We start from the raw sequence: 24,748 nt of genomic DNA, 5'->3' as shown, positions 1-24,748 counted from the left end.
ACGGACCTAAACATTTGACAAACAACTGACAAATTCCTTTCTCAGGAATGTTTCCAGGGTGCAAAAATTGCAGGCTAATATTCCCAGCAGGAAAATTTTCTGCACTCAGGTGTTGATTTTCAATCCAACATCGGCCTCAATGTGGCCAACAAAAACGATCAACGGGAGACCTGAACCATGGCCATTCTTTGGAGGACGTCGGCCCTTGCGCAGCGCCATGCCGAGATCGGCGGCGAGCTTGAGGACTGGAACGGAATGGGGACCGCTTGGTTCTATGACCACAGCCCTGACCGTGCCAAGGCGGACTACGAAGCCATCCGCACCAAAGCTGGTCTTATGGATGTATCCGGCCTGAAAAAGGTTCATGTGGTTGGCGAGGATGCCGCCTATGTTATTGATCGCGTCACCACGCGGAATGTGGAAAAGATCATGCCGGGCCGATCGACCTATGCCTCGATCCTGAATGCTGAAGGCAAGTTTGTTGATGACTGCATCATCTATCGTCTGTCGGTGAACACGTGGTTGGTGGTGCATGGCACCGGAACAGGCATGGAGCAGCTGACATCGGTGGCGGCAGGCAAGAACTGCTCGGTCATTTTTGACGACGACATGCATGATATGTCGCTGCAAGGGCCAGTCGCCGTTGACTTCCTGGCAAAGCATATCCCCGGCATTCGTGACCTGGCTTATTTCGGTATCATGCAGACCAAGCTTTATGGGTGCCCGGTGATGGTTTCGCGGACCGGGTATACCGGTGAGCGTGGGTACGAGATTTTCTGTCAGGCCAAACATGCTGTGCATCTGTGGGACAGCATTCTGGCTGACGGCAAGGACATGGGCATCGTACCGGTCCAGTTCTCGACACTCGATCTGCTGCGCACCGAAAGTTACCTGCTGTTCTATCCGGGCGATAATTCGGAAACCTATCCGTTCGATGGTGAGACGTGTGGCGATACGCTGTGGGAACTGGGTCTGGATTTCACTGTCTCGCCCGGCAAGACCGGCTTTATCGGCGCCGAGAACCATTATGCCTCGAAGGGCAAGGAACGGTTCAAGATCTATGGCGTCAAGCTGGAAGGCACGACACCGGCGAATGAGGGCGCGGACCTGCTGCAGAACGGTGAAAAGGTCGGTGTTGTCACCTTTGGCATGTATTCCGAAATCAACGGGCATAACGTGGGTATCGCGCGGATGCCGGTTGCCTGCGCATCGCCCGGAACCAAGCTGACGGTGCGCAACGGAGATGGAACGGAAATAGCGGCGACTGCGGAGGAGATGCCGTTCTACGATCAGGATAAATCGATCAGAACCGCAAAGGGCTGAGTTTCAGGGGGCGCGACGGGCATACCGTGGCGCCCTTTTCCTATTTGAGGGTACAATGTCAAAGTTCGAATTTCCCAAGTCAATCACAAGCCGACCGATCTGGGGCACGCTGGAGGCTCGGCAGGGCGACCATCATCTCATGATCGCCGAAGCCGAAGGCGCCGAAGCCGTTCTCGACATCGCGACGCCTGATCTGATGGCCAAAACGCACCTGATCTATATCCCCAAAGGGACGGACTACTCGGAAAGGTTGCAGGCGCTGAACCCCGCGCAGTTCTACGAAGGACCTTCCTATGCGGCCGCGCTGCAACGCATCCGCCGCGTACTGGAGGACGCGCATATGGGACTGCAGGTCTATCTGAGCGGTACTGAGGGCATGATGGGCCAGGCCATGAACGAGGTGACAGCAGTCGGCCTGCCACACACGGCAATACAGACCGAGCATCGCGGTTCAGTTGCACGCCGGATGCAATGTGTGCACTGCAAAGGCATCACCGAAGATGTCGAGGTTGATCCATTTGTCTGCTCGCATTGCGGGCTGAATCTGTTCGTGCGCGATCACTACTCCCGCCGGCTTGCCGCCTATCAGGGTGTCCGCGTCGACGCCGAAGATCATGGCAACGTGCCCGAGCCGAAAGGGATTTACGAATGAGCGGTGCCGAGAAAATTCAGGTCAAAGTGACCGAAATCACCCCGCTGAATGAACTGGTGACGCGGTTCCGGTTCGAACGCATCGACGGCGGTCAGTTGCCAACATTTTCCGGCGGGGCGCATACCGTTGTCGAAATGAAGGATGGCGGCATCACACGGCTTAATCCTTATTCCCTGATGTCCGACCCGTTTGATCAGTCATCCTATACGATCTCGGTCCGGCGTGACGATGAAGGCAGGGGCGGTTCGTTGTTCATGCACCGTCAGGTCAAGCTGGGTGATGAAATGACCATCAGTTATCCGGTCAACCTGTTCTCGCTTGACTTGCGCGCCCGCAAGCACCTGTTTCTGGCCGGTGGCATTGGCATCACGCCCTTTCTGGCGCAGATCAAGCAACTCGAACTGCTGCACGGGCACTGGGAACTGCATTACGCTTGTCGAAACACGGCATTGGCGTCTTATGCCGAGCAACTGACAGACAGTCATCCGAATGAAACCCATCTGTATTACGACGACCAAAACCAGCAGATTGATCTGAAAAACCTGCTGAGCGGGCAACCCTTGGGTACACATGTATATGTCTGCGGTCCCAAGGGCATGATTGATTGGGTGCGCAACACCGCGGCTGCCGAAGGCTGGCCCGAGGATTGCGTCCATTACGAAGAGTTTCTGGCCCCGCGACCCGGCAAACCGTTCGAAGTGCGGTTGGCCACATCGGACAAAGTTATTCATGTGGGCGAGAATGAAAGCCTGCTGGAGGCGATCGAACGTGAAGGGGTGGATGCTCCGTATCTGTGCCGCGGCGGGGCCTGTGGCCAATGCGAAACAGTTGTGCTGGATCATGATGGCAATTTCGTTCACCGCGACCACTGGCTGACCGATGAGGAAAAGGCAGCGGGCAAGAAAATCATGCCCTGTGTATCGCGTTTCGAGGGCAAGTCCCTCGTGCTGGACCGCTGAGAGGAGGCCCAACATGACCATTCAATTCAACGACGAGTCCTTCCGCGACGATTATACGTTTCATAACTCGGACTGGGCGATAAATCGCTTTCCGTTTCCGTTCCACGAAGACAGCTACATGTATTCGGTCAACATGGAACAGCATCGCGGCGGGCCCGAAGGGTCAGTCTATGAAAAGCGGTTCGATGTGGACGAACATTACGTTTCGGAAATGAAAGACCGCGCCATCGTTCTGGATCAGGACCCGCTGCGTTGCCAGTCTTTGCCACACATGACATTGGCGGGTTGGGACATTCTGGAACTGATTATGGTTTGCAAGTCCGAGGATTACCCGGATCTGTTTGAACTGCACCGCAACGGCAACCAGTGGCGCTGGATCAACAAACCATTGGGGATTGATCACAGCTTTACCTTCATGGATGAAACCACCCTGCCCTGCGGGCCGATGGAATATATCACCCGTCAGGCCCAGGGTGACTATGCGGTGCTTGATCAACGTGACGACATGCTGTGGATGGATGCCGGAATGGTGACCACCCAGGCCGACTGGAGCCTGGATTTCGACATTGGCATGAACTTTTTCGAATGGCACGCCCCGGTACCACTGGCCCACGAGATGGGTATCTTTCAGCGTGCGCTGAAATTCTTGCTGAGTATTCAGCAGGGCGCACCCGCACGCCGCCTGAACTGGACCATGACGGTCAACCCGCTTTTGGATACCAGCCCGGAGAACTACCATAAATGGGGTATTCAGAAAACCACACTGACACCGGAGAATATTGGCCAAAAACAACATCTTCGGGTCGAGTTGCAGACATTCTTCCGACTACCGCGTTCAAACGCGCTGTTATTCCCAATCCGCTGTTATCTGTGTAGTTTTCAGGATCTGATGACTGTACCGAAATGGGGTCGTCGCCTGCATCGTGTTGTTCGTGATCTGCCAGTGGAACTGGCAACCTACAAAGGGTTCATCGACAACCGGCCGCTGATGCTGGACTATCTCAGCCAGTTCGACGACGGGTTGCCCACCTCGCCCGGGATCTGGCCGGATCTGGAAACGGAACCCCCCTTGTCAAAGTAAACCGGCAATGTCAGGTGTCTTGGCTGTTATGACTGATCCAGACAGAACACCGTGGCTCATCCCGAGCGATGACTTCGCTCTGTATGACGCTCTGGCGCTGCTGCGCGAGTCCTTTCGGTACATGGATGCTCGGATCGACCCTCCGTCGTCCATCCATCGTCTGAACGTGGACGGAATGCTTGCGCATTGTCAAAGTGGCGGAGAAATCTGGGCCATCGGCCGACCGCTTTTCGCCTGCATGTTTCTAACGCCCAAGCCCGACAGCTTGTACCTTGGAAAGCTGGCAGTGAAGGACGGATTGCGAGGACAGGGTATTTGCCGGTCCTTGGTGGATCATGCTGCAATCCGCGCAGCGCAGCTTGGCCTGCCCGCGCTGGAACTGCAAACGCGCGTGGAGCTCACTGAAAACCATCGCATATTTTCCAGGCTTGGGTTCACGATTGTCAGCACGGGCAGCCATGAGGGGTATGACAGACCCACAGATTTCCTGCTGCGCAAGCCGATCAGTTTGTCTGCGGATAGCTGATCACTGAAAGATAGCGTGCCGGCAGATTGACCAACCGTTCCGGGCCGTGGGGTGCGTCGGCGTCAAAGAACAGGGTATCGCCGGGCTTCAGGGGATAAATCTGGTCCCCGTGGCGATAGTCTACCTCGCCTTCAAGCATGTAAATCGTCTCAATTCCGCCATGTTGGAACGTTGGGAACACATCGGATTCAGCAGTCAGTGTGATCAGGTAAGGTTCCACGATTACACCTGATCCATTGGCGCCGATATGCCCAAGCAGGTTGTACTGATGGTTGGCGCGAGTTCCCTCGCGCTCCAGTTCGACCCCTTCGCCAGCTTTCGTATGAACCGCTTCGCGGCGTTCTTCAAACTGGCGGAAAAAGCTAGTCAGAGGAACCGAGAGCGCATCCGCCAGCAATTGCAGGGTTGTCAGAGAAGGTGACGTGTTGCCGTTTTCGATCTTCGACAACATGCCGATTGACAACCCAGTTAGCTGAGCCAGGTCTGCAACCGTGATGTTCTGCTGTTTACGAAACGCTCGAACCTCGCGACCAATGGCGACTTCGAGAACTTTTTCCCTGTCACCCGAACGAACCGAATGCGGGTCCTGACTCAGATTTATCGCCATGTCTTTGTCTTTTTTTTTCAATTTCACTCTTTCAACGTCTTGCTACACTTGTCCAAACCGGTTCTGCAACCAGGCGCGGTGCAATAGCCCATCCAATTCGGACCACAATAGCACCAAGCTTTCCTGATAGTAAAATAATCATGCTGACAGAGAATATGAGCACACTGTTCAATCGCAGGAACCGTTCCGCTGCACGCAGGTGTTTTGCCAAAACGCTGGACTGCCAGGTTTCACTGCATCAATCTGAAATCTCGGCTAAATCGACCCAGCGATTTACTTGGGTCGATTTCAGTACTGCGCCACAGAATCGCATTTCGTAGCGACCGTCTTCAAATGTCGCCAGTTGCGTAAAGTGCGACATGCTGCCTGTCGTCAGGGAATTTGGGACAGTTGGCCGCCTGAACTAAGAGAGGATCAGGCTCACCTGGTTGTTTTGATTATGCGGCGGATTCGAGGTGGAGCAAGCGCCGGGTTTCGATTGTCTTTTGTTTGGTCCTTCCTCGTTGTCTTAGTATGGTCTGCCCGCGTCCGAAGTAGACATCGGCCGGGGTTAGGTGTTCAGTTTCGGCATCTGGTGGATTGGATTTAGGATGGATCGATCTGGTTTTGATGTCCAGATTTTGCAGATGTATTCATATGGTGCGAGACCGCTGAGCGTCTTCAGTCTGAGGGCAAAGTTGTAGGGGTCAATTGCGGAAGAGTGTGGAATCCAACGCTAAGAAAACAATGACGCCATTGCGGGACGGGGCGAAATGACACTCTGAGCGATTTCGTGTTGCGCGCGCTCACAGCACCTGTATGCCGCAGGGACGGAAATTTCGGTGCCGCGGTGCAGCGCGGAGACCGGCCATTCATCGACTGCGCAGCAATTTTCGGACACCCAATTTACGAGTCGCGGACGAGAGTCCTATTTCGCTGCGGTTGCACCAACGTCCGGTCGCACGACGGGTTTCTAGTCAACGATCACCACCTGCCCTGTGAGAGCACCCTCGACACATTTCGCATATGCCAATCCAACATGATGGGATGAAACCGGTTTGTGGCCGTGAAACCATGCGCCGTAACGTGGCGCGGACACGTCCAACATGCCCGGACTGACAACATTGACTCTCAACCCGCGCGGCATCTCGATTGCAGCGCTCTTTACGAAGCCTGCCAATGCTCCGTTAGCGGTTGCCGCATTTGAACCCATTCTGATCGGATCGCGATCAAGAACACCGCTTGTCAGAGTGAAGGAACCTGCATCCGAAATGACGTCCAGCCCAGCCAGGACAAGGTTCACTTGCGCCATAACCTTTTGCTGAAGACCCACCATGAAGGTCACTTGGGTCATCTGCGGCAACGGGGCAAAGGTCGCGTCGCCTGCACAGGACACCACAGCATCGAAATTGCCGAGGCTTTCATACAGTGATTTCACCGCGTTTAAGTCACTTGAATCGACCCGATGGTCCCCACTTGAACGTCCCACTGTGACGATTTCATGCCTTTGCCGAAGCTCCTTGCAGGCAGCTTGTCCAATATCACCACCTGCTCCGACTACGATAATTCTCATGCCTGATCCTTCAATATCTCATCATAGCGTTTCAGTTTTCGATTTAGGATCACGCGGCATCGGTCCAGATCGGCCTGTCGATCTTCCAGGCGGCGGCTATGTGCCAAAAGGGCAGCTTTGCGCTCAGGGACTTTGCCGTCGCCGGATGCGTAAAGCTCCGCAAAAGCCCGCATTTCTGCCAACGGCATACCTGTCGAACGAAGGGACGCCAGTAACTCTAACCAATCGGCATCTGCCTTCGAGAATTTGCGCTTGCCATCCGCGCCGCGTTGGACGAATGGACACAACCCCGATTTCTCATAGAAACGAATTGTTGAAGCGCTGAGTCCGGTGCGTTCTGCAACTTCTGAAATCATCATGCGATCTGATCCTCTCGCCCAAGTCCCTACCTACCTGAAGCTACTTCAGGTCAAGCAACTTCTGCAGAAACTCTCAAAAGCCGCCATTCTCGCATCGCGCAGCTTCGGCCACTCTGGCTCGCTGCAAAGCGCTTGGGCAGTATCGATGCGGACAGACAGGACTTGGCGCGCCGCGGCCAAGGTCAGCTTTCGACGTATCAGGCAGCCACCATATCAACTTCGGCAGCCGAGAATCCAAAAGAAGCGACCATGTTCCGATGGGCATCGGTCCCAAGGAATTGCGAAAGAACTGCGTCGACTTCGTTCCGCAGGTTTGTGTCGTTCAAACCAAACGCGAATGACCCGAACGCAGGAGGTTTTTCTGAGTTTGGCACAAGGATCAGCTCCAGATCCCATTCCGGGTTCTGCTCGATAAATCCACCATGCGCTCGGCCCACGCTGGCATAGGCATCGGCGGTGCCTTCACAAACAGCTTGTGCGGCCTCGACATATGTTTCGAAAATCATGATGCGCTCTGCGCTGACGCCAAATTCAATCGCCGAGCGATGCTGAAACTGGTCCCGGATAACCGCCAAACGGATATCAGAATTGTCGGCAACCGATCGATATCCGCTCAAACCCATCTGATTGCCCCCAGCCACCAGGAGCCCGTCGGGTTGCGCCCAGATCGGGCGGCTGAACAATGCGCTCTTCCTGCGTTCTTCCGTTCCAAAAAGACCGGTCGTCATGCGCCATCGGCCATCCCCGACCCCGGGCAAGAGTTCAGCAAATTCCGTTTCTACCATTTCAAAACCGGCAATGCCAAGTTGCGCCATTACATACCGCGCGAGCTCAACGTCACAGCCGGTGACGAGGCCTGTTGCATCGATGTAGTTGAACGGCGGTTCGATCAGGTAGGCAAACTTCATGGGTCATCCTCTTTGGTGTCCGGGCCATAGCTGGCGATCTTGATGGCGAGGATACTTTCGCATTTTTCGAGAGTAGCGCGTTTGGCTTTTAGCGTTGACGCGTGGCCCAACAGGATTTGTCGCCGTTCTTCGATACCTGCATCGCCCGCTTTGGCAAGAGTCGTAAACCGACGCATTTGCTTGAGTGGCATGCCGGTTTCGCGCAGCCAATAGAGCAGAGTCAGCCACTCGACCAAACGAGGCGTAAACCGACGATGTCCATCGGTGCCACGCTCGATCTCTGGCAGCATTCCCGACTTCTCGTAGAACCTTATAGTATGTGCGGATAGCCCACAGGCTTCCGCCGCTTCAGCAATTCTCATCTTCGCAAATGTTCCTCTGATCTCTGGGTAGCGAGTTAGAGCCACTCTAAGTCAATAGCGACTTTTGAAAAGCTGGCATTCGTGCAGAGTGCGGTATCTGTCAAACTGGGCTCTGGGCGGTCATCGAAGGCGGAGCAGCATCTGAATTAAGAGAGATCTGTGGAGCCATCGAGGACGGCCCAAACCAATCTCTCAGCGCAACCCTATACTCTACGGTCGCTGCCCGAAATTCAGACATTCGCTGCAGGCACGAAAGGTAAGATCACCGCAAGGTCAGCAGCGCGAACAAAGCTGGCATCGACAATTCGTGTTTGAGATCCACTACCGATGCAAGTCTCCGTTCAAGTATCGCAGACCGGTGTCGATGATCACGGTCACTACGGTTTTGCCCGGTCCAAGTTCCTTGGCCTTTTTCAGGGCCGCCCAGATGTTTGCACCTGACGTCACACCGCCAAGCAAACCTTCCTGGCCAGCGAGCGCCCGGGCCCCCCAATAGGCGTCTTCATCCTTCACTGGAATAACATCATCAATGAGGTCCCTGCGCAGGATCTTCGGCACGAAGGATAAGCCTATCCCCTCGAGCTTGTGCGTACCACTGGTGTCACCTCCTGAGAGGTTGCGCACGTAGTTGGGCTCCACGGCGACAATTTCGGTGTTGGGATTGTGCGTCTTCAAGACCTCAGCATTGCCCGAAATGCAACCGCCACCGCCCGCAGCCATGACGAAGGCATGTACGGGAGTGTTTACTTGGCTCAGAATTTCCTGAGCCATATCGTGATACCCCAGCTTGTTATCTATGTTGTTCACCTGATCCGGCCAAAACGTGCCTGGTTCACCGGCCAGTTCTTTTGCGCGCACGATCATCCGGTCGAGTACATCCGCAGTCAGCACGCCGCCCTCAGCGTGGACAATTTCCACTTCCGCGCCGAACGCTCTCATCGTTTGTAGCTTTTCCTCGGAGAACCCGTTTGAAGACACAAAGTGGGCCTTATACCCGCGAGTGGCACAGACCATCGCCAGCGAGCTTCCGGTGCTGCCACCAGTGTACTCGACAACGCGCCCACCGGGCTTCAACTCTCCGCGCCGTTCGGCCCCTTCGATCATCGACAAGGCCATGCGGTCTTTCATACTGCCCGTTGGGTTGGCCCCTTCCCACTTCACATAGATGTCGGCGTGATCGGGTCCTGTCAGATGGGACAGTTTGATGAGTGGGGTATTGCCGATGGTGGTCATTTTGGAGCCTTTCGCGGACTGTCATCACCAGCGGCTTCCATAAATTAAGTCACAATCCGAGTCAAACTTCCATTTTTTAAGTAACTGCACTAAGTTCAACAAATTGACAGCTAACATGAGGACGGAATGACCCAAACAGAGCATGAGTTTCGTTCCCGATGCTCGATTGCGCGCAGCCTTGAGATCCTTGGTGACAAATGGACCCTGCTGGTGGTGCGAGACCTGTTGTGGCACGGAAAACATACATTCCAGGAATTGCAGAACAGTGAGGAACACCTGCCCCCAAACCTTCTGTCTCAACGACTAAAGCGGTTGATGGAGTGGGGGCTTGTGGAGCGGGAGGCCTATCAGGTCAGGCCTGTGCGCTATCGTTACATGCTTACCGACCGGGGGCGAGCGTTAGAGCCAACCTTGTTGGGGATCATGAACTGGGGGCACTTGCACTTAGGGGGAGGACTGTTCGACCCAACGCTTGGCAAGACAGTGGCTGGAACATCGGTCTGAGTTTCCAGACACGTTCGTCCTGGGTTCGTAGCAGACCTGGGAGCATGCGCGTCAACTAGATCCCAGAGTTTGCGACACATCCTCGGCATGTCCGAAGCAGAATACCAACGGCTTCGCGATCTGACCAGCGAATGGCGTTTCGGCAACAACTATCTGCTGACGGTCCTCCTGGAACACTTAGACGATGTTGTGGACAGGAGGCTTGGAGCACCGTGATGGCGGACTTCATCGACGAAAACGGTCAGCTGGAAAGCGGCAGATTGCGTTAGCTGATGATGAGGCCCGGCCGATAGTGTTGAAAAACTCTAATTTTGCCCAAAAGTGGTGGAATAGTTAGCCGTAGAGAGCCAGTCGAAGACCCCGGCTAGGCATAAGAACACAGTTTCGACGTCGTCAATCTGGATTTGACCAAGGCTTCGGCAAAGGTGACGGCACAGGCAACACCATCAACAACTGGTAAACCAAACTCCTCGGATAATTGTGACATCAAGTCTGTCATTCCGGCACAACCCAGAACGATGGCTTCAGCTTTGTCCTCGTCAATGGCGGCGCGAATTTCAGCCCGTATCTTATCTATTGTCGCCGGATCGTTTTCCTCAAGCTTCAGAACCGGCACGTCCGATGCCCGAACCCGGGCGCATCTGCGATCCAGGCCATATTTCAACAAATTTGTTTCCAACCCAGCCAGAGATCGGGACAGCGTAGTAATGACGCTGAATTTTGGACTGATCATGGAGGCCGCGTGATAGGCGGCCTCACCAACACCAACGACCGGAGCCGAGGTGATGCAACGTACAGCGTCGACACCTGTGTCATCGAAACAGGCCACTACGATGCCATCCACATCCGGATGCTGCTTGACCACATCCAACAAGCCCGGAACACAAGTAGAGACATCCAGATAGCCCTGTATGCTGGCGGGACCGTCTTGCGAAGTGGCAGCAATAATCATGGTTTCAGGATGCGCAGCCGCCCGCGCTGCCTCTTCTATCTTTCGCGTCATGGAACTGGTGGTGTTGGGATTGACGACTAGAAGTTTCACAACGTCCTCACATTTCTCCGCCCAGATAGGCGGCTTTGATCCGGGGATCGGTCAACAGCTCTTTGGAATTGCCCGCGATCACCACATTCCCAGTGGTCAACGCATAGGCGCGGTGCGAAATCGAAAGCGCCATGCGCGAGTTCTGTTCCACCAGCAGCACAGACACACCTTCGTCCCGGTTGATAGCTACAATAGACCGCGCAATGTCTTGCACCAGTTTGGGCGCAATTCCCAACGACGGCTCATCCAGCAACAGAAGGCGTGGCTTTGCCATCAGAGCGCGCCCGATCACCATCATCTGCTGCTCGCCACCCGACAAGGTTCCTGCCGACTGGCTGTAGCGCTCTTTCAGGCGCGGAAACCGTTCCAGAACCGAATCCAGAGTGCGCTGAACATCCGCTTTGTCCGAGCGGGTAAACGCCCCCATGAGAAGATTGTCTTTTACCGACATGTACGGGAAGACGCGCCGCCCTTCGGGCACCATAGCGATGCCTTTCGAGACGATCTCGGCCGGGTTGGTTCCGGCAATCTGTTCGCCCTCGAACGCGACCGAACCGGATTTGATCTTCGCCAGCCCAGTGATCGCCCGCAGGATCGAGCTTTTGCCTGCCCCATTGGCACCGATCAAAGCAACCGTTTCGCCTTGCTCAAGATCAATCGATACCCCTTTAAGGGCATAGACGTGATCGTAGTAAAGCTCGACATCCTTGAAATCTAACATCTTGGTCATGGCTCAGATCCCAATCTCGTCGTCGGCGCTGCCCAGATAGGCTTCGATAACTTTTTCGTTGTTCTGGATTTCTACCGGTGTGCCCTCGGCGATCATCTCACCGAAATTCAGCACGACGATCCGGTCCGAGATATTCATCACCGCAGGCATGTCATGTTCTACCAGTAGAACGGTCACCCCCCGGTCATCTCGCACCTTGCGCACCAGATTGACCATTTTCATGGTCTCGTCATGGTTCATCCCGGCGAAGGGTTCATCCAGCAGCAACACCTTGGGATCGGTTGCCAGACCAATCGCGATCCCCAACGCCCGCAGGTTGCCCTGTGGCAGGTTTGAGGCCTGTTCGTTTGCAATCTCGGTCATGCCGAGGAATTCGATCAGATCGTCGGCATATTGCCCGAAGCTGTCGACATCTTCATGCGCCGTTTTTGTGCCCCAGAAATACCCGGCCAACGAAGCACGGGCCCGTAAGTGCTGAGCGACAATGATGCTTTCGCGCACTGTCATGGATTTGAAGATCGTCGTTTCCTGAAACGTACGGACAACGCCCCTGCGGGCCACTGCGTGTGGTTTCAGGTTTGAAATTCTCTCGCCCTTGAACAGCACCTCTCCGGTCGTGGTCGGCAGGAAGGATGAGATCATCTTGAACAGCGTGCTTTTGCCCGCACCGTTCGGTCCGATCACCGACAGGATCTCGTTTTCATTGACGTTGAACGAGATGTTGCTGTTCGCGGTCAGGCCACCGAATTTCTTGGTGACATGGCGGACTTCCAGAAGATGGCTCATTTGTCCTCTCCTTTCTTGCCAGGCAGACGCAGGCTGAGCAGCCCGTTGGGCAGGAACAGCATCAGGATGATCAGCAAGCTGGAATAGGCCAGCAGCTGGAAACGACCCAACTCGAACAACAGGTCCCAGCCAAAATACAGGACCAGCGTGCCCAACATCGGGCCAAACACATATCCCAGACCACCGAGGAAGCAATTCAGCATGAAGTTCACACTGTCGGCGACCTGAAAGCTGGACGGATAAACCGATTGCGCGATCGATCCGAACATCGCACCGCCAATGCCGCCCAGAAAGGACGAGATGGCAAAGACGATGACCCGGATATACGAGATGTTCACACCTATGGAGCTGGCCAGTTCCTCATTCTGCTGCATCGAGCGGCAAAGGTGGCCAAGGCGCGAATTCACCAGCCGGTACATGGCGGCAAAGGTCAGGACCATCAGAACACAGGCGGTGTAGTAGAAGGCCAGTCTTGGGTTCTCCAGTGTTCCGAAATCGGGTATCAGAGGGATACCCAGGATCGACACCCCGCCCGGAAGCGGGATCGAGGTGATGCCCTTGGCACCATTCGTGACAGGCAAGGCAAGCGCAGTCAGGGTGACGACCTGTGTCAGCACCAGCGAGATCATTGCAAAATACACGCCCCGCAGCCGCAGGATCGGCAGACCGATCAGAACCGCCACACCGGCTGCAAAGAGGCCCGCAAGCGGCAGGGACAGCCAGAACGAAATGCCAGCCTTGGTCACCAGAATGGCCGAGACATAAGCTCCGATCAGGGCAAAGGCGCCCTGCCCTATGTTAATGCGGCCGATATAGAAGGTCAGCCAGACACCGGCACTGGCGATCGACAGCAGCGCTACCGAGGTCAGCGTGTAGTACAGGTCAGACCGTCCGGAGGCGGCGACAAAGCTGGGAACCGCGATGAAGATGGCCAGCAGGAAGACCGCCACACCGGCCCATTGGATCATTGAAAATTTTGGCACTGCGTTATCCCCACGGTTTGCCCATCAGGCCCTGCGGGCGGATGGCCAGGAAAATCATCAGCGAGACGAAGATCAGCAGATAGGTGATATCGCCATATTGCGAGAGCACCGCTAAACCGATGGCTTCCATGAAGCCAAGGATGATACCGCCTGCGATTGCGCCGGAAATCACACCTGCGCCGCCGATCATGACCATCATGAAAGCCTTGATTGAGGTCGGTCCGCCCATACCCAGATTGACGCCGGTAATAGTCACGAGCAGACCGCCGACCAGACCAGCCAGCATTGCGCCCAATGCAAATCCAATCATGGAGTAGCGAGCAACATTGACTCCCATCAGTTGGGCAGCGGTTCTGTCCTGCGCCAGCGCACGCAGGGCGCGGCCGGTTTTGGAATACTGCATAAACAGGATGAAAGTGACGATCGACAGAATAGCCAGCACGCAGATCAAAATACGGTCATATGGCATGATCAACTTGAAATCCCAGTTGAAAACCCCGTTGACGATCTTGGGCACACCGCGCTGTTTTTCTCCAAAGACCAGCAGGATGACCGCGTCAAACAGAAACGCCAGTCCCGCCGCCAGCAGCATTGTGCTTTCTTCGCGCGATGACCGTCGTATGACTGGGGCGAACAGAAACCGTTCTATCAGCGCGCCGAGCACGGCCAGAGTGATACAGGACGCCAGCAGCGCAAGGATGAAAGGCCAGCCAAGTTGTCCGTAGAAGGTGTAGGTCACAAAGCCGCCGAGAACGTACATCTGTCCGTGAGCAAAATTCAGTACGTTCATCAGGGCAAAGATCAGCGTCAGACCCAAGGCGATCATCGCATATTGCGCGCCCAGATAGATGCCGTTTGCTAGTATCTGTTCCATGATAGTCCCGCGTTAGGTTCGGGTTTCCCGGGCCGATCATCAGCCCGGGAGTTTGAGTGGCTCGTTAGGCTTTCGCCTTGTCTTGGGGAGTTCTGCCTCAGTCGACTTCAGCGACAAAGAGTGTTTCAAACTCTCCGTCCTGGTAAACATTCACTACCAGCGGGACCGCAATCTGACGCTTTTGTCCGAAGGAGGTTGTTCCGACGTACCGCATCACGGCGTCGCCCTTCATGAAAGGGTTCGGTGCTTCGAACGTGTCCATCGTGGTCTGGAACGCCTTGACGTCGTCAATGCCCGCCGGGTTGGCGTTCAAGGTCGCCAGAATATACTCCAGCGCATAGACCTTGGTATTCGATTCATCGTTATATTCGCCGAACATATCAGTGTAACGCTTGACGAATTCCTTCATGTCGTCCGATGCGATTTCAGGCGTCGATGCACCGCCGACCGAGATGAACCCGTTGGCCAGATCGCCCGCACCTTCGCGCAGAACCGTCGCATCCTGCGCGGTTTCGGTCGAGATGATGCCCTGATACCCCAGTTCGCGCGCAGACCGGATCAACTGAGGTGCATTGGCCGGCGAGACGCCGGACAGAACCAGCAAATCAGGCTGCGTGCGCATTACAGGCGTCAGAACCGGGGTAAAATCTGTCGTGTCCACCTGATACGTCACGTTGTCAGACACAACTTCAAGACCCAACGCATTGGCCGCTGCGATCCCTCCATCCCGCTGGCTCAGCGGATCAGACTCGTTGGCAGCAACAAAGGCCACGCTCTTTACGCCTTTTTCGTCGCGCAGGTATTCGTAAATCGCCGGGCCGGATTGATAGTTCGCAACCATGCCCAAAACCGCATTGGACGCCGGAGCGGTATAAAGCTCTTTCGGGAAGGCATATGGGAAATACATGATCCCTTGAGCCTCGGCCACAGGGCGCACGGCGGCAGCGCCGTCATCCACATTCGGACCAACCACATAGTGGATGCCTTCCTGTGCCATCTTCTCCATGCCCGCGATTGCGCGCTTGGGGTCTTTCTGGTCATCGAACGAGACGATTTCGATATCGTAAGTGGTATCACCGATCTTGTAGCCGCCGGATTCATTGATCCAGTCAGCGCGTGCTTCCATCGAGCGCTGGTTCGAGATGCCCCAGGCCGCTGCCGGACCTGAAGTCACACCAACAAAGCCAATCTTGAGAACCGGGTTTTCCGCCCAGGCGGTGGAGCCCAGAACGGATATGGCCAGCGCCAGGGCCGCCGATGATTTCATCAGATTTCTGCGTTTCATTTTTTCCTCCCTATTGAGGTTTGGGCGCCTCTTTCGGGCGCTTGCAAAGGTCATTGAGTCACAGGTCGAATCCCGGTGATGCTGCCAAGCTCAACATTGTTAACAATCTATGTCAACATTTTTTAATGAATGACAGTGTTGATATTGTGAACAAATACTCAATATATTGTCAGTCAGAAGCCGTGCGTCTAAGAAAACGCACAAGAATTCCAGTCGAATTGAAACCAGATGACAGACGCACAACAAATACTCGACACCGTCCAATCTGATCCGGATGAGCAATTGATCGTTGATCGAATTTATTCCGCGGTAATGGAACAAAAGCTGGCGCCACGAACCAAATTGAGCGAACAAACCTTATGTGAGACCTTTGGCGTTGGTCGAATGCGCGTCCGCCGCGCATTGTTGTTATTGAGCAGCCAAGGCATTGTTGAACTTCATTCCAACCGCGGTGCCTTCATTGCTTGCCCAAGCCCCGAAGAAGCCCGAGACGTGTTTGAGGCCCGCTTGATGATCGAAACCGGTATCGTTCGGGATTTGACGCGAGAAATTAGCAACGCGGGGGTCAAAGCGTTGCGGCTTCATATCAAAAAAGAAGATGAGGCTAGGGCAAGGAACGACCAAACAGAAATTATCAGGCTCTCTGGTGAATTTCATGTCGAGTTAGCTAAATGCCACAACAACGCAGTACTCACTCGCGTCGTCAGGGAACTGGTGACCCGGTCTTCTCTGATCGTGGCGCTGTTCGGAACCAACAAGGACTCATCTTGCCCCGATGATGAGCACGCGTCGATCATCAATGCGATCGCGAGTGGTGACCCGCAAGCTGCGGTAGACAGCATCCAACACCACCTTTTTCACGTTAAAAACAGCCTGGATCTGGAAAAAACCCAAAAGGTTGAACCCGATCTGGCCAAGATACTCACCGGGCGCATGTAATTGGATCTGTTGCAAACTTTTGGAATGGCCAGAGTAGCGAATAACCGGACACACCTTTCCTGCGATCTCTGCAAATAGCTGAAATCCCGACGTCGTAGCGTTGGGGAACAGCTGCTTTCGGATCATGTTTGCGACCTCGATGCCGTCCAGACTAGCCGATGCGGACCCGAACGATTTGAACCCGCACATGTGCCGCACGCGACGCTTGATAAACCGGTGATCCTGCTCGATCAGGTTATTCAAATACTTGACCTGACTGTTTGAATTTTGTCGAGGCAACCAAACCGATTAAAGATTTTGTTCACCTCTCGAATGCCCGCTGCGTTGTTTCCGCTTTTGTCGATGACGATCTTGCTCGCGACTCCATTTGAAGACAGCGCTTTGGCAAAGAACCTGGCTGCCGCTGGAGGGTTCCTCCGCTCAGACAGCATAAAATCAAGGGTCTTGCCGTGCTTGTCGACAGCTCGATAGAGGTAAACCCACGCGCCTTTCACCTTGATGTAAGTTTCGTCCATTCTCCACGAACGATCACAAGGTCCTTTGCGGCGACGTGCTGCCTCAGCGATCGCACCAGAATACCGTGTTACCCATCGGTTTAGCGTGGCGTGGTCCACTAAAACAACGCGCTCGGCCATGATTTCTTCCAGATCCCGGTATGACACACCGAATCGGACATAAAAAAACACCGCGAACAGGATCACGTCCTTCGGATATTGCGCGCCTTTGAAAGAAATCATGAACCAACTTTCGACTGATTATACCGAAAGTCATTCACCCGCAGCATCTGACCTCGTCAACAGCCAAATGTTTGCAACAGATCCGTTGAATGCCGTCTTGGAACCAGCCCGAGCCAGGCGGCGAAGTCGCGCCCTCGCGGGAACGTTTCCGGCGGCGGGGCGAGGGCCACCAGCGCAGTTGCGATGAGCGGACCAATTCCAGGCACCGTCATAAGGCGGCGTGCCGTTTCATTTGACCGCGCGCGGCGGGCAATCTCGGCATCCAGTTCTTTGATCTGACCCTCCAGTTGGTTCAACATGCTGATCAGCCTTTCTAAGCACTGGCGCAGGCCTCCATTCAGGTTGTTTGCAAACCCACAATGGCACACCGAGGCCAGCGGGGGCCTCTACACCTTCAGAACCGTACAGGATTTCTCAAATGGAGCGATTTCTTTGCCGACCCGGTGGCAGAACTGGTCGATATGGAACTTAGAACGCTCTGTGGCGGGATCGTCCGGTGGTCCGGCAGATCTCACGAATTGATCGCATTTGAAGAAGGCGGACTTGTACGAAGCCTCGATAGCTTCCAATCGGGTCAGGTCGAAGACTTGGTTGCGGAATTTGGCCTCAACCCAGCTGAAGTTACCGAAGTGCGCGGAGATTCAGACGATCAAGCCCTTTGGATCAGATATCTGAAATAATGAATCGTCTGCACCCGCTACACTTGCGTTCCCCAGCAATCCACTTATGAAAGTGCCATCAATTGACCTAGGGAAAGCTTGCGATGCGCATGCGCGATACGTTCATCAAACCGATGCACCCTGAAGGCATTCGGTTTGTCGCGATCTTTGCCGCCATCACGGTCGGTCTGTTTCTCCTGTCCGACATTCTGGGCTGGATTGGCGTCGGCCTTACGATCTGGTGCTACTATTTTTTTCGCGACCCCGAACGCGTATCACCGACAGGGGAAGGCCTGATTGTCAGCCCGGCGGATGGGGTGGTATCGCTAATCGAAGCGGCAGTGCCGCCGAGTGAGCTTGGGATGCCAAACACGCCCCTCACTCGTGTCAGTGTATTCATGAGCGTCTTTAATTGCCATGTGAACCGCGCGCCCATTGAAGGTGAGATCACCGCCGTTGCCTACCGCCCCGGCAAGTTTTTCAACGCATCCCTAGATAAGGCCAGTGCCGATAACGAGCGCAACAGCCTGCGTATTCGAATGAGGAATGGTCAGGACCTGGCCGTGGTCCAGATTGCCGGCCTAGTGGCCAGACGGATCGTCTGCTTTGTGAAATCTGGCAACGCGCTTCAAACCGGAGAGCGATTTGGATTGATCCGTTTCGGATCCCGGCTGGATGTTTATCTTCCAGATGGCGTGGAGCCGCAGGTGCGTGTCGGGCAAACGATGATTGCCGGCGAAACCATCCTTGCCAGTTTGCACACACCCAATGAAAAGTAGGTGGCTGGATCAGTGACAGAACCATCCGAACAGGAAGAGACCGGGTTTGCGCTGATTCATTTGCTGCCCAATGCACTGACAATAACAGCCATTTGCGCGGGCCTGTCGGCAATCAGATTTGGCGTTCAGGGAAACTACGAGCTTGCGGTGCAGTTGATTATAGCCGCTTGTGTGCTGGATGGGTTGGATGGGCGCATTGCGCGCTTGCTCAGCAGTGACAGCAAAATCGGGGCAGAACTGGATTCGCTCGCGGATTTCTTGAACTTCGGCGTTGCCCCGCCGCTTGTTCTCTATTTCTGGGCTTTGCAGGATGTACCCAGTGCTGCATGGCTCGCCGTGCTGTTTTTTGCGGTGTGCTGCGTTATGCGCCTTGCTCGGTTCAATGTGGGCAGCAAGTCCGAGACCTGCGAACATAACAGCGCTTATTTCGAGGGGGTTCCAGCCCCTGCAGGGGCGCTGCTGGTCATGTTGCCAATGTATCTGTCCTTCGCTTTCGCGGATGCGCCCGCGCTGCCCAGTATATTGATTTGCCTCTTCATCGTGATCATTGGTCTTTTGCTTATCAGTCGCATACCGACCTGGTCTTTTAAAACCACGCGGATTTCACGCGAGAACGCGAAGTTTTTTCTCATCGGTGTCGCTGTTGTTGGCGCCGCGCTGCTGACCTTTGCCTGGGCCACGCTGATCGCGCTTTGTGTCGGATATGTGGGAATGGTCGCCTGGGCGTGGATTGACAGGGAAGCACGTTCTAACCGTTAAGGATACGATATGGACATCAAAGCCGTTCAAACCTCTTACGCTCGCTGGGCACCCGTCTATGACAAGACGTTTGGGGCCGTCACCAATGTCGGGCGGCAGCATGCGGTTGACTATATCAACAGACGTTCTGGCAAGGTTCTGGAGGTTGGCGTGGGCACCGGGCTGTCACTGGAACATTACGGACCCAGGACTCAGGTGACCGGAATCGACTTCAGCGAGGACATGCTGCAAAAAGCACGCGGCAAGGTAAGAGATTTATCCCTGAGCCACGTTGCGGAGCTAAGGCAAATGGATGCCCGCGCGCTTGATTTCCCAGACAACCATTTCGATACGGTTGCAGCGATGCATGTGCTGTCCGTCGTTCCAGAACCGGAAAAGGTAATGGCGGAAATTGTGAGGGTCTGTAAACCCGGCGGCAGTGTGGTGATTACGAACCATTTCAAACGAGAGCGAGGTCTGCTGGCAACCTTGGAACGCGCGTTTGCGCCAATTGCTAACACAATCGGTTGGCACTCTGACTTCGAAATCGACACGGTATTACAAGAGCAAGCGCTAACTGTCGAAGAGCAAAGAGCCCTACCACCGATTGGGATGATGACCTTTCTGGTTTTGAGAAAGTCAGTGGTTGCATAGTGGTCTAATGAAAAGTTAGCGCCTACTAAAACAGGAAGCCGAGCAGAATGACAGGTATTGCCAAGTTGATGACCTGAGCATGTGAGGTATTGGCGAAGACAGGATCAAGCGGTCATTTCCGCAGTGTACTCGTCCCAGAGGTTGAACGCGTCGGAACGAGCGTGGCGGTAAGAGTTTGCGGTGAGTTGATAGCGGCTGGGGCGGAAGACCAGGTTGATTTTGTCATGCGCAGACAGAAATCTCTGAGCCTTTAGGTCAGACTTGAACCGGCCCATGATCTTTTCTCGTTTGCGGGTTGGTCGGTGCGACACTTCGATGGCGTTATTCAGACCTTTGTGGGCATGATGGTCAACCTCTGGTGCAAGTATTTTGATCGGCTTGATATAGCTGCGCAATTTGTCGGTGATGACGACCCTGGGTTCGCCAAACTTGGAAACCGGCCCGAGCAGCCAACAGATCCTCAACGTCAGCTGTGCTCAACCCAAAGCGATGGTAAGCCCAGACCGCGTAGGCAATGATCTCACGAGAAAAGCGAAAACTTTTCAGGAGTGGCATGATCGTTGGGATGTTCATTGGCGCGACATAGCTGGATCATTCAACGTGAACAACTTGGCAATACCGTCGAGTTAGGTTCTTTCGCAAACTTCTCTGAGATCTGCATACATGAAGCTGGAGGGACGATTGTCCAGCCAGTTGGCTGAACTGCTGAAAAAGACGGAATATGGGCGTGAATTGACCTTTGCTGATCTTCTTGAAGACTGTTCGGAAACTACTCGATGGGACCGAACATGAGATCACGTACGTTCGACAATTGGGCAACAAGGCCGAAGACAGTTACTCAGCTGCGTCCACGCGAACCGTCCTGATGCTGGGATCAATACGGCTGTAGGCGGCCAGAAGTCGCGCCGACCACTTCTGCGAAATATAATCGGCCATGAATCGTGACGGTGCGATAAGGACAACACGCCCCCCTGCCCTTTCAGCTTCGGACAGATGTTGAAACCAGCTTGCCCACAGTTCCGGATCGCGACCGTGTAGAATCGCCTGTACCTGCGACCACACATCCCCAGCTGGGCTGTCAGGGGCACTGGGTTTGGTTGCAAAGGGTACGACATTCGTTTCGGGTTCCGGCACGTCAGTCATCCGGGCTTGAAAGTCCGATCCGATAACAGACCACACCTCTTCGGTGTCAATCAGGATTTGTTTCAGATCGATCTCGTACACGGCTACACGACCCCGCGCTGAGGGCCGTTTTACCGTTACCCAACCTAATGTGCGAAATCTGGACATTTCGCGCTTTACGGTTCTTTCGTTCACTGCCCACAGGCGCGAAATTTCTTCCCGCCCAATGGATAATTCGTTGTTGCGCCAGTTATACCGGGTCGTAATCAACGCAATGATACGCAAAATACTTCGTTGTCGGTGCTTGTCGCCTGACAGCGCATGAACGGTCAGAGCAGATAGTATATCATATTTCAAAGCCGGCGCATTTCGCCCGACCGGTTTCGCAAGCTGCATATCCGTTCTCACCGCTCAGTCTGCCTCTGGCGGGTGTGTCCCGCCAATCTCGCGCCGTTTGCCAACGCTTTTCGTCATCTTGGCCTAATTAGCGTCCAAAGCTTCGATTCTGTCAAGCCAAGACTGGAACATCGCGTGATCTTGCGCAGATCAAACTCAAAAAACGAAAAGAAATTTGGTGAAATATTGGTGATGGGGGTCATTCTGTGTGTCCCCTTATTGGGTCTTTGTGTCCCCCTATATGTGGTTATTTCCTTCGGTCCGTCCCCCTAAATACTGGCTGGATAGGGCTGTCTTGATCGTTTTGTTCCACCTGGGGCGGTCGAATCGCTTCGGGTGTTTTTGCGCCTTGTTTTCTTACCCGTGGGTAAGATCGTACTCTCATCATAATTTCTTTTGCTTAAAGTGCAAATCAAGCGTAAATAAGAAACGAGCAGAAATTTACGTTCCAAACTAAGAGACCCGAGGCATGTACACGCACGAAGACCTGAACGCATTGCGCAATCAGTCCCTCAAGTTGCAGGGGTGGATTCGCCAGCAGACCTTTAGCCCTGAGATGGAGAAAACGCTCCGCCGGTTTTCCAGCTGGGAAGTGTCCGAACTGATCTTCCGGGTGAATCAGTCAACCTTTCGCGGAAAGCTTGCAGCCGATCCTTCCCTACCTGGTGGAGAAGTTGAGCCCGACGGGCGTCAGCGCTGGTTCAGCCTGGAAGAGGTGAACGAACTTCGGCGACGGCTCAAGATTAATCGCAAGTCACTGATGCCCCCTCGCCCTGAAGGCAAGCGCGCCATTCGTGCGGCTGTCGCAAACTTCAAGGGTGGCGCGGGAAAGTCGACCGTGGCGCTGCATCTTGCCCATGCAGCCGCCCTGGATGGGTATCGGGTCCTTGTGGTGGATTTCGACCCTCAGGCAACACTAAGCCATTCGATGGGGCTGACGGATGTGGCCGAAGATTATACGGTCTGGGGGATCATGGCGCGTGACCTCATTCGTGAAACAGAACGCATGAATAACCGCCCCGCCGCTGCAGAATCGGGAACCGCCCTGCCCCGCCGGGAGTTGCCGCCCGCGATAACAGATATGGGCCTGGGCGATCTGCGAATTGCTGATTTCATCAAGAAGACCTCCTGGTCGACGATCGATGCGATACCTTCCTGTGCGAACGCAGCCTTTGTTGAATTTGCGTCGGCCCAGTACCGGCACCTGAATCCCGAATGGTCCTTCTTTGCGGCGGTGTCCCGGTATCTGGATCAGATTCCGGATGACGCCTATGACCTTATCCTGTTCGATTGTCCGCCCGCAATCGGGTACCAGTCTATGAACGCGGTCTTTGCCGCAGACATGCTTTATATCCCTTCGGGCCCTGGCTATTGGGAATATGACTCGACCACATCGTTCATCGGCCAATTGGCAGAAGCGTTGGAAGACCTGGCTTATGGGTTCGACAAGACCTTACCCACGGGTAAGATTGGGTTGCCCAAAACCTTCTGTGAGTTGCGGTTCCTGTTGACGCGGTATGAACCGGGCAATGCGCTGCATCTGGCGATGTTTGATGCCTTTAAGAAGGTATTTGGCGAGCACGTCGCACAGCACCCGGTGGAAATGACCCGTGCGGTGGAGCAGTCTGGACGTTTTCTGAGCTCGGTCTACGAAATGGATTACCGCGAAATGACCCGCGAAACCTGGCGGCGCGCCCGCTCAACTTTCGACAATGTGTATGAGGAATTCCGGGGCGTAATGCTATCGGCCTGGGACAAGGTGGAGGATGACGCATGAGCCGCAAGCGGAGAATGTTCGATATTGATCTACCGGCTATGGATGACATTCCTGTTGGTAAGGTGCCGGATAAAGTTTTCGAAAAACGACGTGGCCCAATGGCCGCTGCAATTTCGGAAAATGCCGACGCTTTGCGTGATCAGCAATCGACGGAACAATCCATTCGCGCAGAAAACGATCGTCTTGCACACGAACTGGTTCGGCTGAGAGCCGAAGGTTTGGTGACAGAACGAGTGGTGCTAAACGACGTTGTAACGGAAAAGCTGACACGAGATCGCAAACCCGGTCCCGATCTAGAACTGGATGAACTTAAGGACTCTATTAGGGAGGTCGGCTTGTCCAACCCGATCCGCCTGGAGCGCAGGTCGGACGGGCTGTATGAATTGATCCAGGGTATGCGCCGTTTGTCTGCCTATCGAGCCTTGTACGATGAGACCGGTGATGAAACCTACGCCAGAATTCCAGCGGGGATTTCTGATGCGGGTGATCTGGACAACAGTTATCGGCGTATGGTCGACGAGAACCTGATCCGAAAGGATATCTCATTTGCGGAAATGGGTGCCCTCGCCCGTGCATATTCCGAAGACCCTGCGAATGACTGTCCCGATGTCGACAAGGCGGTGTCCACGCTGTTCAAATCTGCCAGCTACACAAAGCGCAGCTATATCCGGTCTTTTGCCAGTTTGCTGCTGATGTTGGACAAAGTTCTGACCCACCCGAACGACATTCCGCGAAACGTGGGTGTTGAGCTAAAGCGCAAATTTGACGCGACGCCAGGTCTGGTTCGCCAGGTAAGCGAGGCACTGAAGAGTGAGCCTGATCGGGATGGCGCGCGTGAAGTCGCAATTCTGAGGTCATTTCTAGGTGAGCCAGAAGCTGTGTCCTCGAAGAAGACGGAGGCCGCCAGTGCAGGTAAACCACGCCGCGCGAAAACAACTTTTCAGGTTTCGGGCAGGGCAGGGATCGCGAAATGTGCTGCTTCTAGTGGAAGGATCGAGGTGCGGTATGATCTGGATTTTACCCGCGTTGATCGAAGCAAACTGGAGGCAGCAATTGCCGCGCTGCTCGATGCGCTTCCCGAGGAAGATGATCTTACCCACGGGTAAGATCACGAACTAGCAAGTCAGGTGAAGGCGTCGGAAAGGTTTCGGCGCCTTTTTTGTTTTGCCGCGCAAAGGGTA

General features: G+C 54.5%; 26 protein-coding genes and 4 pseudogenes. 13 read left to right on the top strand and 17 right to left on the bottom strand.

The window, feature by feature from the left end; all coding sequences use genetic code 11:
* The first annotated feature begins 177 nt into the window (after positions 1-177).
* From ACR3E2_RS19355 to ACR3E2_RS19335, 5 genes are read left to right on the top strand one after another with little or no spacing between them, the layout of a single operon-like run.
* On the top strand, positions 178-1,323 hold the full coding sequence (locus ACR3E2_RS19355; protein WP_480483610.1) for an aminomethyl transferase family protein: 1,146 nt from the start codon (positions 178-180) through the stop codon (positions 1,321-1,323).
* A gap of 55 nt (positions 1,324-1,378) precedes the next feature.
* Positions 1,379-1,975, top strand: coding sequence for a dimethylamine monooxygenase subunit DmmA family protein (locus ACR3E2_RS19350; protein ID WP_480483609.1), 597 nt, complete (start codon positions 1,379-1,381; stop codon positions 1,973-1,975).
* Positions 1,972-2,934, top strand: a complete 963-nt coding sequence (locus ACR3E2_RS19345) for a PDR/VanB family oxidoreductase (protein ID WP_480483608.1) — start codon at positions 1,972-1,974, stop codon at positions 2,932-2,934. Before ACR3E2_RS19350 ends, ACR3E2_RS19345 begins: the two co-directional genes overlap by 4 nt.
* Before the next feature lie 13 nt (positions 2,935-2,947).
* Complete coding sequence (locus ACR3E2_RS19340) at positions 2,948-4,015, top strand: heme-dependent oxidative N-demethylase family protein (RefSeq protein WP_480483607.1); 1,068 nt, start codon at positions 2,948-2,950, stop codon at positions 4,013-4,015.
* A 7-nt stretch (positions 4,016-4,022) separates the two neighbouring features.
* Positions 4,023-4,541 carry a GNAT family N-acetyltransferase gene (locus ACR3E2_RS19335; protein ID WP_480492855.1) on the top strand — a complete coding sequence of 173 codons (519 nt, stop codon included), beginning with the start codon at positions 4,023-4,025 and terminating at the stop codon, positions 4,539-4,541.
* On the opposite strand, the gene ACR3E2_RS19330 is transcribed toward ACR3E2_RS19335, so the two are convergent.
* The 7 genes and pseudogenes from ACR3E2_RS19330 to ACR3E2_RS19300 form a co-directional block, all read right to left on the bottom strand.
* Positions 4,519-5,148 (bottom strand): helix-turn-helix domain-containing protein, encoded by a 630-nt coding sequence (locus ACR3E2_RS19330; RefSeq protein WP_480483605.1) that lies wholly within the window; start codon positions 5,146-5,148, stop codon positions 4,519-4,521. The genes ACR3E2_RS19335 and ACR3E2_RS19330 overlap by 23 nt on opposite strands.
* A 550-nt stretch (positions 5,149-5,698) precedes the next feature.
* Positions 5,699-5,830 (bottom strand): annotated as a pseudogene (locus ACR3E2_RS19325) (IS481 family transposase); the annotation flags it as partial.
* A gap of 270 nt (positions 5,831-6,100) precedes the next feature.
* Positions 6,101-6,700 carry a short chain dehydrogenase gene (locus ACR3E2_RS19320; protein WP_480483604.1) on the bottom strand — a complete coding sequence of 200 codons (600 nt, stop codon included), beginning with the start codon at positions 6,698-6,700 and terminating at the stop codon, positions 6,101-6,103.
* Complete coding sequence (locus tag ACR3E2_RS19315; RefSeq protein ID WP_480483603.1) at positions 6,697-7,059, bottom strand: MerR family transcriptional regulator; 363 nt, start codon at positions 7,057-7,059, stop codon at positions 6,697-6,699. The genes ACR3E2_RS19320 and ACR3E2_RS19315 overlap by 4 nt, the downstream gene beginning before the upstream one ends.
* Before the next feature lie 197 nt (positions 7,060-7,256).
* Positions 7,257-7,967, bottom strand: a complete 711-nt coding sequence (locus ACR3E2_RS19310; RefSeq protein ID WP_480483602.1) for a transporter substrate-binding domain-containing protein — start codon at positions 7,965-7,967, stop codon at positions 7,257-7,259.
* Positions 7,964-8,329 carry a MerR family transcriptional regulator gene (locus ACR3E2_RS19305; protein WP_480483601.1) on the bottom strand — a complete coding sequence of 122 codons (366 nt, stop codon included), beginning with the start codon at positions 8,327-8,329 and terminating at the stop codon, positions 7,964-7,966. Before ACR3E2_RS19305 ends, ACR3E2_RS19310 begins: the two co-directional genes overlap by 4 nt.
* Before the next feature lie 321 nt (positions 8,330-8,650).
* Positions 8,651-9,562, bottom strand: coding sequence for a PLP-dependent cysteine synthase family protein (locus tag ACR3E2_RS19300; protein WP_480483600.1), 912 nt, complete (start codon positions 9,560-9,562; stop codon positions 8,651-8,653).
* A 126-nt stretch (positions 9,563-9,688) separates the two neighbouring features.
* On the opposite strand from ACR3E2_RS19300, the gene ACR3E2_RS19295 reads away from it, so the two are divergent.
* Complete coding sequence (locus ACR3E2_RS19295) at positions 9,689-10,066, top strand: winged helix-turn-helix transcriptional regulator (protein ID WP_480483599.1); 378 nt, start codon at positions 9,689-9,691, stop codon at positions 10,064-10,066.
* A 364-nt stretch (positions 10,067-10,430) separates the two neighbouring features.
* On the opposite strand, the gene ACR3E2_RS19290 is transcribed toward ACR3E2_RS19295, so the two are convergent.
* The 6 genes from ACR3E2_RS19290 to ACR3E2_RS19265 all read right to left on the bottom strand — a co-directional run bounded on the left by ACR3E2_RS19290 (position 10,431) and on the right by ACR3E2_RS19265 (position 15,766).
* Entirely contained in the window at positions 10,431-11,108 is a 678-nt protein-coding gene (locus tag ACR3E2_RS19290) for an aspartate/glutamate racemase family protein (protein WP_480483598.1), read from the bottom strand.
* A 7-nt stretch (positions 11,109-11,115) separates the two neighbouring features.
* Entirely contained in the window at positions 11,116-11,838 is a 723-nt protein-coding gene (locus tag ACR3E2_RS19285) for an ABC transporter ATP-binding protein (protein WP_480483597.1), read from the bottom strand.
* 3 nt (positions 11,839-11,841) lie between these two features.
* Entirely contained in the window at positions 11,842-12,624 is a 783-nt protein-coding gene (locus ACR3E2_RS19280) for an ABC transporter ATP-binding protein (RefSeq protein WP_480483596.1), read from the bottom strand.
* Entirely contained in the window at positions 12,621-13,592 is a 972-nt protein-coding gene (locus tag ACR3E2_RS19275) for a branched-chain amino acid ABC transporter permease (RefSeq protein WP_480483618.1), read from the bottom strand. The genes ACR3E2_RS19280 and ACR3E2_RS19275 overlap by 4 nt, the downstream gene beginning before the upstream one ends.
* A 19-nt stretch (positions 13,593-13,611) precedes the next feature.
* Positions 13,612-14,481 (bottom strand): branched-chain amino acid ABC transporter permease, encoded by an 870-nt coding sequence (locus tag ACR3E2_RS19270; RefSeq protein WP_480483595.1) that lies wholly within the window; start codon positions 14,479-14,481, stop codon positions 13,612-13,614.
* Positions 14,482-14,578: 97 nt separating this feature from the next.
* A complete protein-coding gene (locus ACR3E2_RS19265) occupies positions 14,579-15,766 on the bottom strand; it encodes an ABC transporter substrate-binding protein (protein ID WP_480483594.1) in 1,188 nt (395 codons plus the stop codon).
* A gap of 228 nt (positions 15,767-15,994) precedes the next feature.
* On the opposite strand from ACR3E2_RS19265, the gene ACR3E2_RS19260 reads away from it, so the two are divergent.
* Positions 15,995-16,705, top strand: coding sequence for a GntR family transcriptional regulator (locus ACR3E2_RS19260; protein WP_480483593.1), 711 nt, complete (start codon positions 15,995-15,997; stop codon positions 16,703-16,705).
* A gap of 57 nt (positions 16,706-16,762) precedes the next feature.
* Here ACR3E2_RS19260 and ACR3E2_RS19255 read toward each other — a convergent pair.
* Positions 16,763-17,442, bottom strand: a pseudogene (locus ACR3E2_RS19255) (IS6 family transposase); the annotation flags it as partial.
* An 83-nt stretch (positions 17,443-17,525) separates the two neighbouring features.
* Positions 17,526-17,729: pseudogene (locus tag ACR3E2_RS19250) on the bottom strand (transposase); the annotation flags it as partial.
* Positions 17,730-17,801: 72 nt separating this feature from the next.
* Here ACR3E2_RS19250 and ACR3E2_RS19245 point away from each other — a divergent pair.
* The 4 genes from ACR3E2_RS19245 to ACR3E2_RS19230 all read left to right on the top strand — a co-directional run bounded on the left by ACR3E2_RS19245 (position 17,802) and on the right by ACR3E2_RS19230 (position 20,272).
* Positions 17,802-18,122 (top strand): hypothetical protein, encoded by a 321-nt coding sequence (locus tag ACR3E2_RS19245; RefSeq protein WP_480483592.1) that lies wholly within the window; start codon positions 17,802-17,804, stop codon positions 18,120-18,122.
* An 83-nt stretch (positions 18,123-18,205) separates the two neighbouring features.
* Positions 18,206-18,880, top strand: coding sequence for a phosphatidylserine decarboxylase (locus tag ACR3E2_RS19240; protein ID WP_480483591.1), 675 nt, complete (start codon positions 18,206-18,208; stop codon positions 18,878-18,880).
* A gap of 12 nt (positions 18,881-18,892) precedes the next feature.
* A complete protein-coding gene (pssA, locus tag ACR3E2_RS19235) occupies positions 18,893-19,639 on the top strand; it encodes a CDP-diacylglycerol--serine O-phosphatidyltransferase (protein ID WP_480483590.1) in 747 nt (248 codons plus the stop codon).
* A 9-nt stretch (positions 19,640-19,648) separates the two neighbouring features.
* Entirely contained in the window at positions 19,649-20,272 is a 624-nt protein-coding gene (locus ACR3E2_RS19230) for a class I SAM-dependent methyltransferase (RefSeq protein WP_480483589.1), read from the top strand.
* A gap of 104 nt (positions 20,273-20,376) precedes the next feature.
* On the opposite strand, the pseudogene ACR3E2_RS19225 reads toward ACR3E2_RS19230, so the two are convergent.
* Both ACR3E2_RS19225 and ACR3E2_RS19220 read right to left on the bottom strand, forming a co-directional pair.
* Positions 20,377-20,845, bottom strand: a pseudogene (locus ACR3E2_RS19225) (DDE-type integrase/transposase/recombinase).
* A 261-nt stretch (positions 20,846-21,106) separates the two neighbouring features.
* Positions 21,107-21,790 (bottom strand): DnaA N-terminal domain-containing protein, encoded by a 684-nt coding sequence (locus ACR3E2_RS19220; RefSeq protein ID WP_480483588.1) that lies wholly within the window; start codon positions 21,788-21,790, stop codon positions 21,107-21,109.
* Between the two features lie 469 nt (positions 21,791-22,259).
* Here ACR3E2_RS19220 and ACR3E2_RS19215 point away from each other — a divergent pair, with 469 nt between their 5' ends.
* Entirely contained in the window at positions 22,260-23,567 is a 1,308-nt protein-coding gene (locus tag ACR3E2_RS19215; protein WP_480483587.1) for an AAA family ATPase, read from the top strand.
* The gene (locus ACR3E2_RS19210; RefSeq protein ID WP_480483586.1) at positions 23,564-24,673 is read left to right on the top strand and encodes a ParB/RepB/Spo0J family partition protein; all 1,110 of its coding nucleotides are present in this window, start codon (positions 23,564-23,566) and stop codon (positions 24,671-24,673) included. The genes ACR3E2_RS19215 and ACR3E2_RS19210 overlap by 4 nt, the downstream gene beginning before the upstream one ends.
* Positions 24,674-24,748 lie beyond the last annotated feature (75 nt).

This window comes from Ruegeria sp. AL7, assembly GCF_056536105.1.
This window is presented reverse-complemented; position numbering and strand designations above follow the sequence as displayed.

Coding starts and splice junctions, on each gene's coding strand:
- ACR3E2_RS19355 (WP_480483610.1), top strand. CDS start 178: ATGGCCATTCTTTGGAGGACGTCGGCCCTTGCGCAGCGCCATGCCGAG.
- ACR3E2_RS19350 (WP_480483609.1), top strand. CDS start 1,379: ATGTCAAAGTTCGAATTTCCCAAGTCAATCACAAGCCGACCGATCTGG.
- ACR3E2_RS19345 (WP_480483608.1), top strand. CDS start 1,972: ATGAGCGGTGCCGAGAAAATTCAGGTCAAAGTGACCGAAATCACCCCG.
- ACR3E2_RS19340 (WP_480483607.1), top strand. CDS start 2,948: ATGACCATTCAATTCAACGACGAGTCCTTCCGCGACGATTATACGTTT.
- ACR3E2_RS19335 (WP_480492855.1), top strand. CDS start 4,023: ATGTCAGGTGTCTTGGCTGTTATGACTGATCCAGACAGAACACCGTGG.
- ACR3E2_RS19330 (WP_480483605.1), bottom strand. CDS start 5,148: ATGGCGATAAATCTGAGTCAGGACCCGCATTCGGTTCGTTCGGGTGAC.
- ACR3E2_RS19320 (WP_480483604.1), bottom strand. CDS start 6,700: ATGAGAATTATCGTAGTCGGAGCAGGTGGTGATATTGGACAAGCTGCC.
- ACR3E2_RS19315 (WP_480483603.1), bottom strand. CDS start 7,059: ATGATGATTTCAGAAGTTGCAGAACGCACCGGACTCAGCGCTTCAACA.
- ACR3E2_RS19310 (WP_480483602.1), bottom strand. CDS start 7,967: ATGAAGTTTGCCTACCTGATCGAACCGCCGTTCAACTACATCGATGCA.
- ACR3E2_RS19305 (WP_480483601.1), bottom strand. CDS start 8,329: ATGAGAATTGCTGAAGCGGCGGAAGCCTGTGGGCTATCCGCACATACT.
- ACR3E2_RS19300 (WP_480483600.1), bottom strand. CDS start 9,562: ATGACCACCATCGGCAATACCCCACTCATCAAACTGTCCCATCTGACA.
- ACR3E2_RS19295 (WP_480483599.1), top strand. CDS start 9,689: ATGACCCAAACAGAGCATGAGTTTCGTTCCCGATGCTCGATTGCGCGC.
- ACR3E2_RS19285 (WP_480483597.1), bottom strand. CDS start 11,838: ATGACCAAGATGTTAGATTTCAAGGATGTCGAGCTTTACTACGATCAC.
- ACR3E2_RS19280 (WP_480483596.1), bottom strand. CDS start 12,624: ATGAGCCATCTTCTGGAAGTCCGCCATGTCACCAAGAAATTCGGTGGC.
- ACR3E2_RS19275 (WP_480483618.1), bottom strand. CDS start 13,592: ATGATCCAATGGGCCGGTGTGGCGGTCTTCCTGCTGGCCATCTTCATC.
- ACR3E2_RS19270 (WP_480483595.1), bottom strand. CDS start 14,481: ATGGAACAGATACTAGCAAACGGCATCTATCTGGGCGCGCAATATGCG.
- ACR3E2_RS19265 (WP_480483594.1), bottom strand. CDS start 15,766: ATGAAACGCAGAAATCTGATGAAATCATCGGCGGCCCTGGCGCTGGCC.
- ACR3E2_RS19260 (WP_480483593.1), top strand. CDS start 15,995: ATGACAGACGCACAACAAATACTCGACACCGTCCAATCTGATCCGGAT.
- ACR3E2_RS19245 (WP_480483592.1), top strand. CDS start 17,802: ATGGCACACCGAGGCCAGCGGGGGCCTCTACACCTTCAGAACCGTACA.
- ACR3E2_RS19240 (WP_480483591.1), top strand. CDS start 18,206: ATGCGCATGCGCGATACGTTCATCAAACCGATGCACCCTGAAGGCATT.
- ACR3E2_RS19230 (WP_480483589.1), top strand. CDS start 19,649: ATGGACATCAAAGCCGTTCAAACCTCTTACGCTCGCTGGGCACCCGTC.
- ACR3E2_RS19220 (WP_480483588.1), bottom strand. CDS start 21,790: ATGCAGCTTGCGAAACCGGTCGGGCGAAATGCGCCGGCTTTGAAATAT.
- ACR3E2_RS19215 (WP_480483587.1), top strand. CDS start 22,260: ATGTACACGCACGAAGACCTGAACGCATTGCGCAATCAGTCCCTCAAG.
- ACR3E2_RS19210 (WP_480483586.1), top strand. CDS start 23,564: ATGAGCCGCAAGCGGAGAATGTTCGATATTGATCTACCGGCTATGGAT.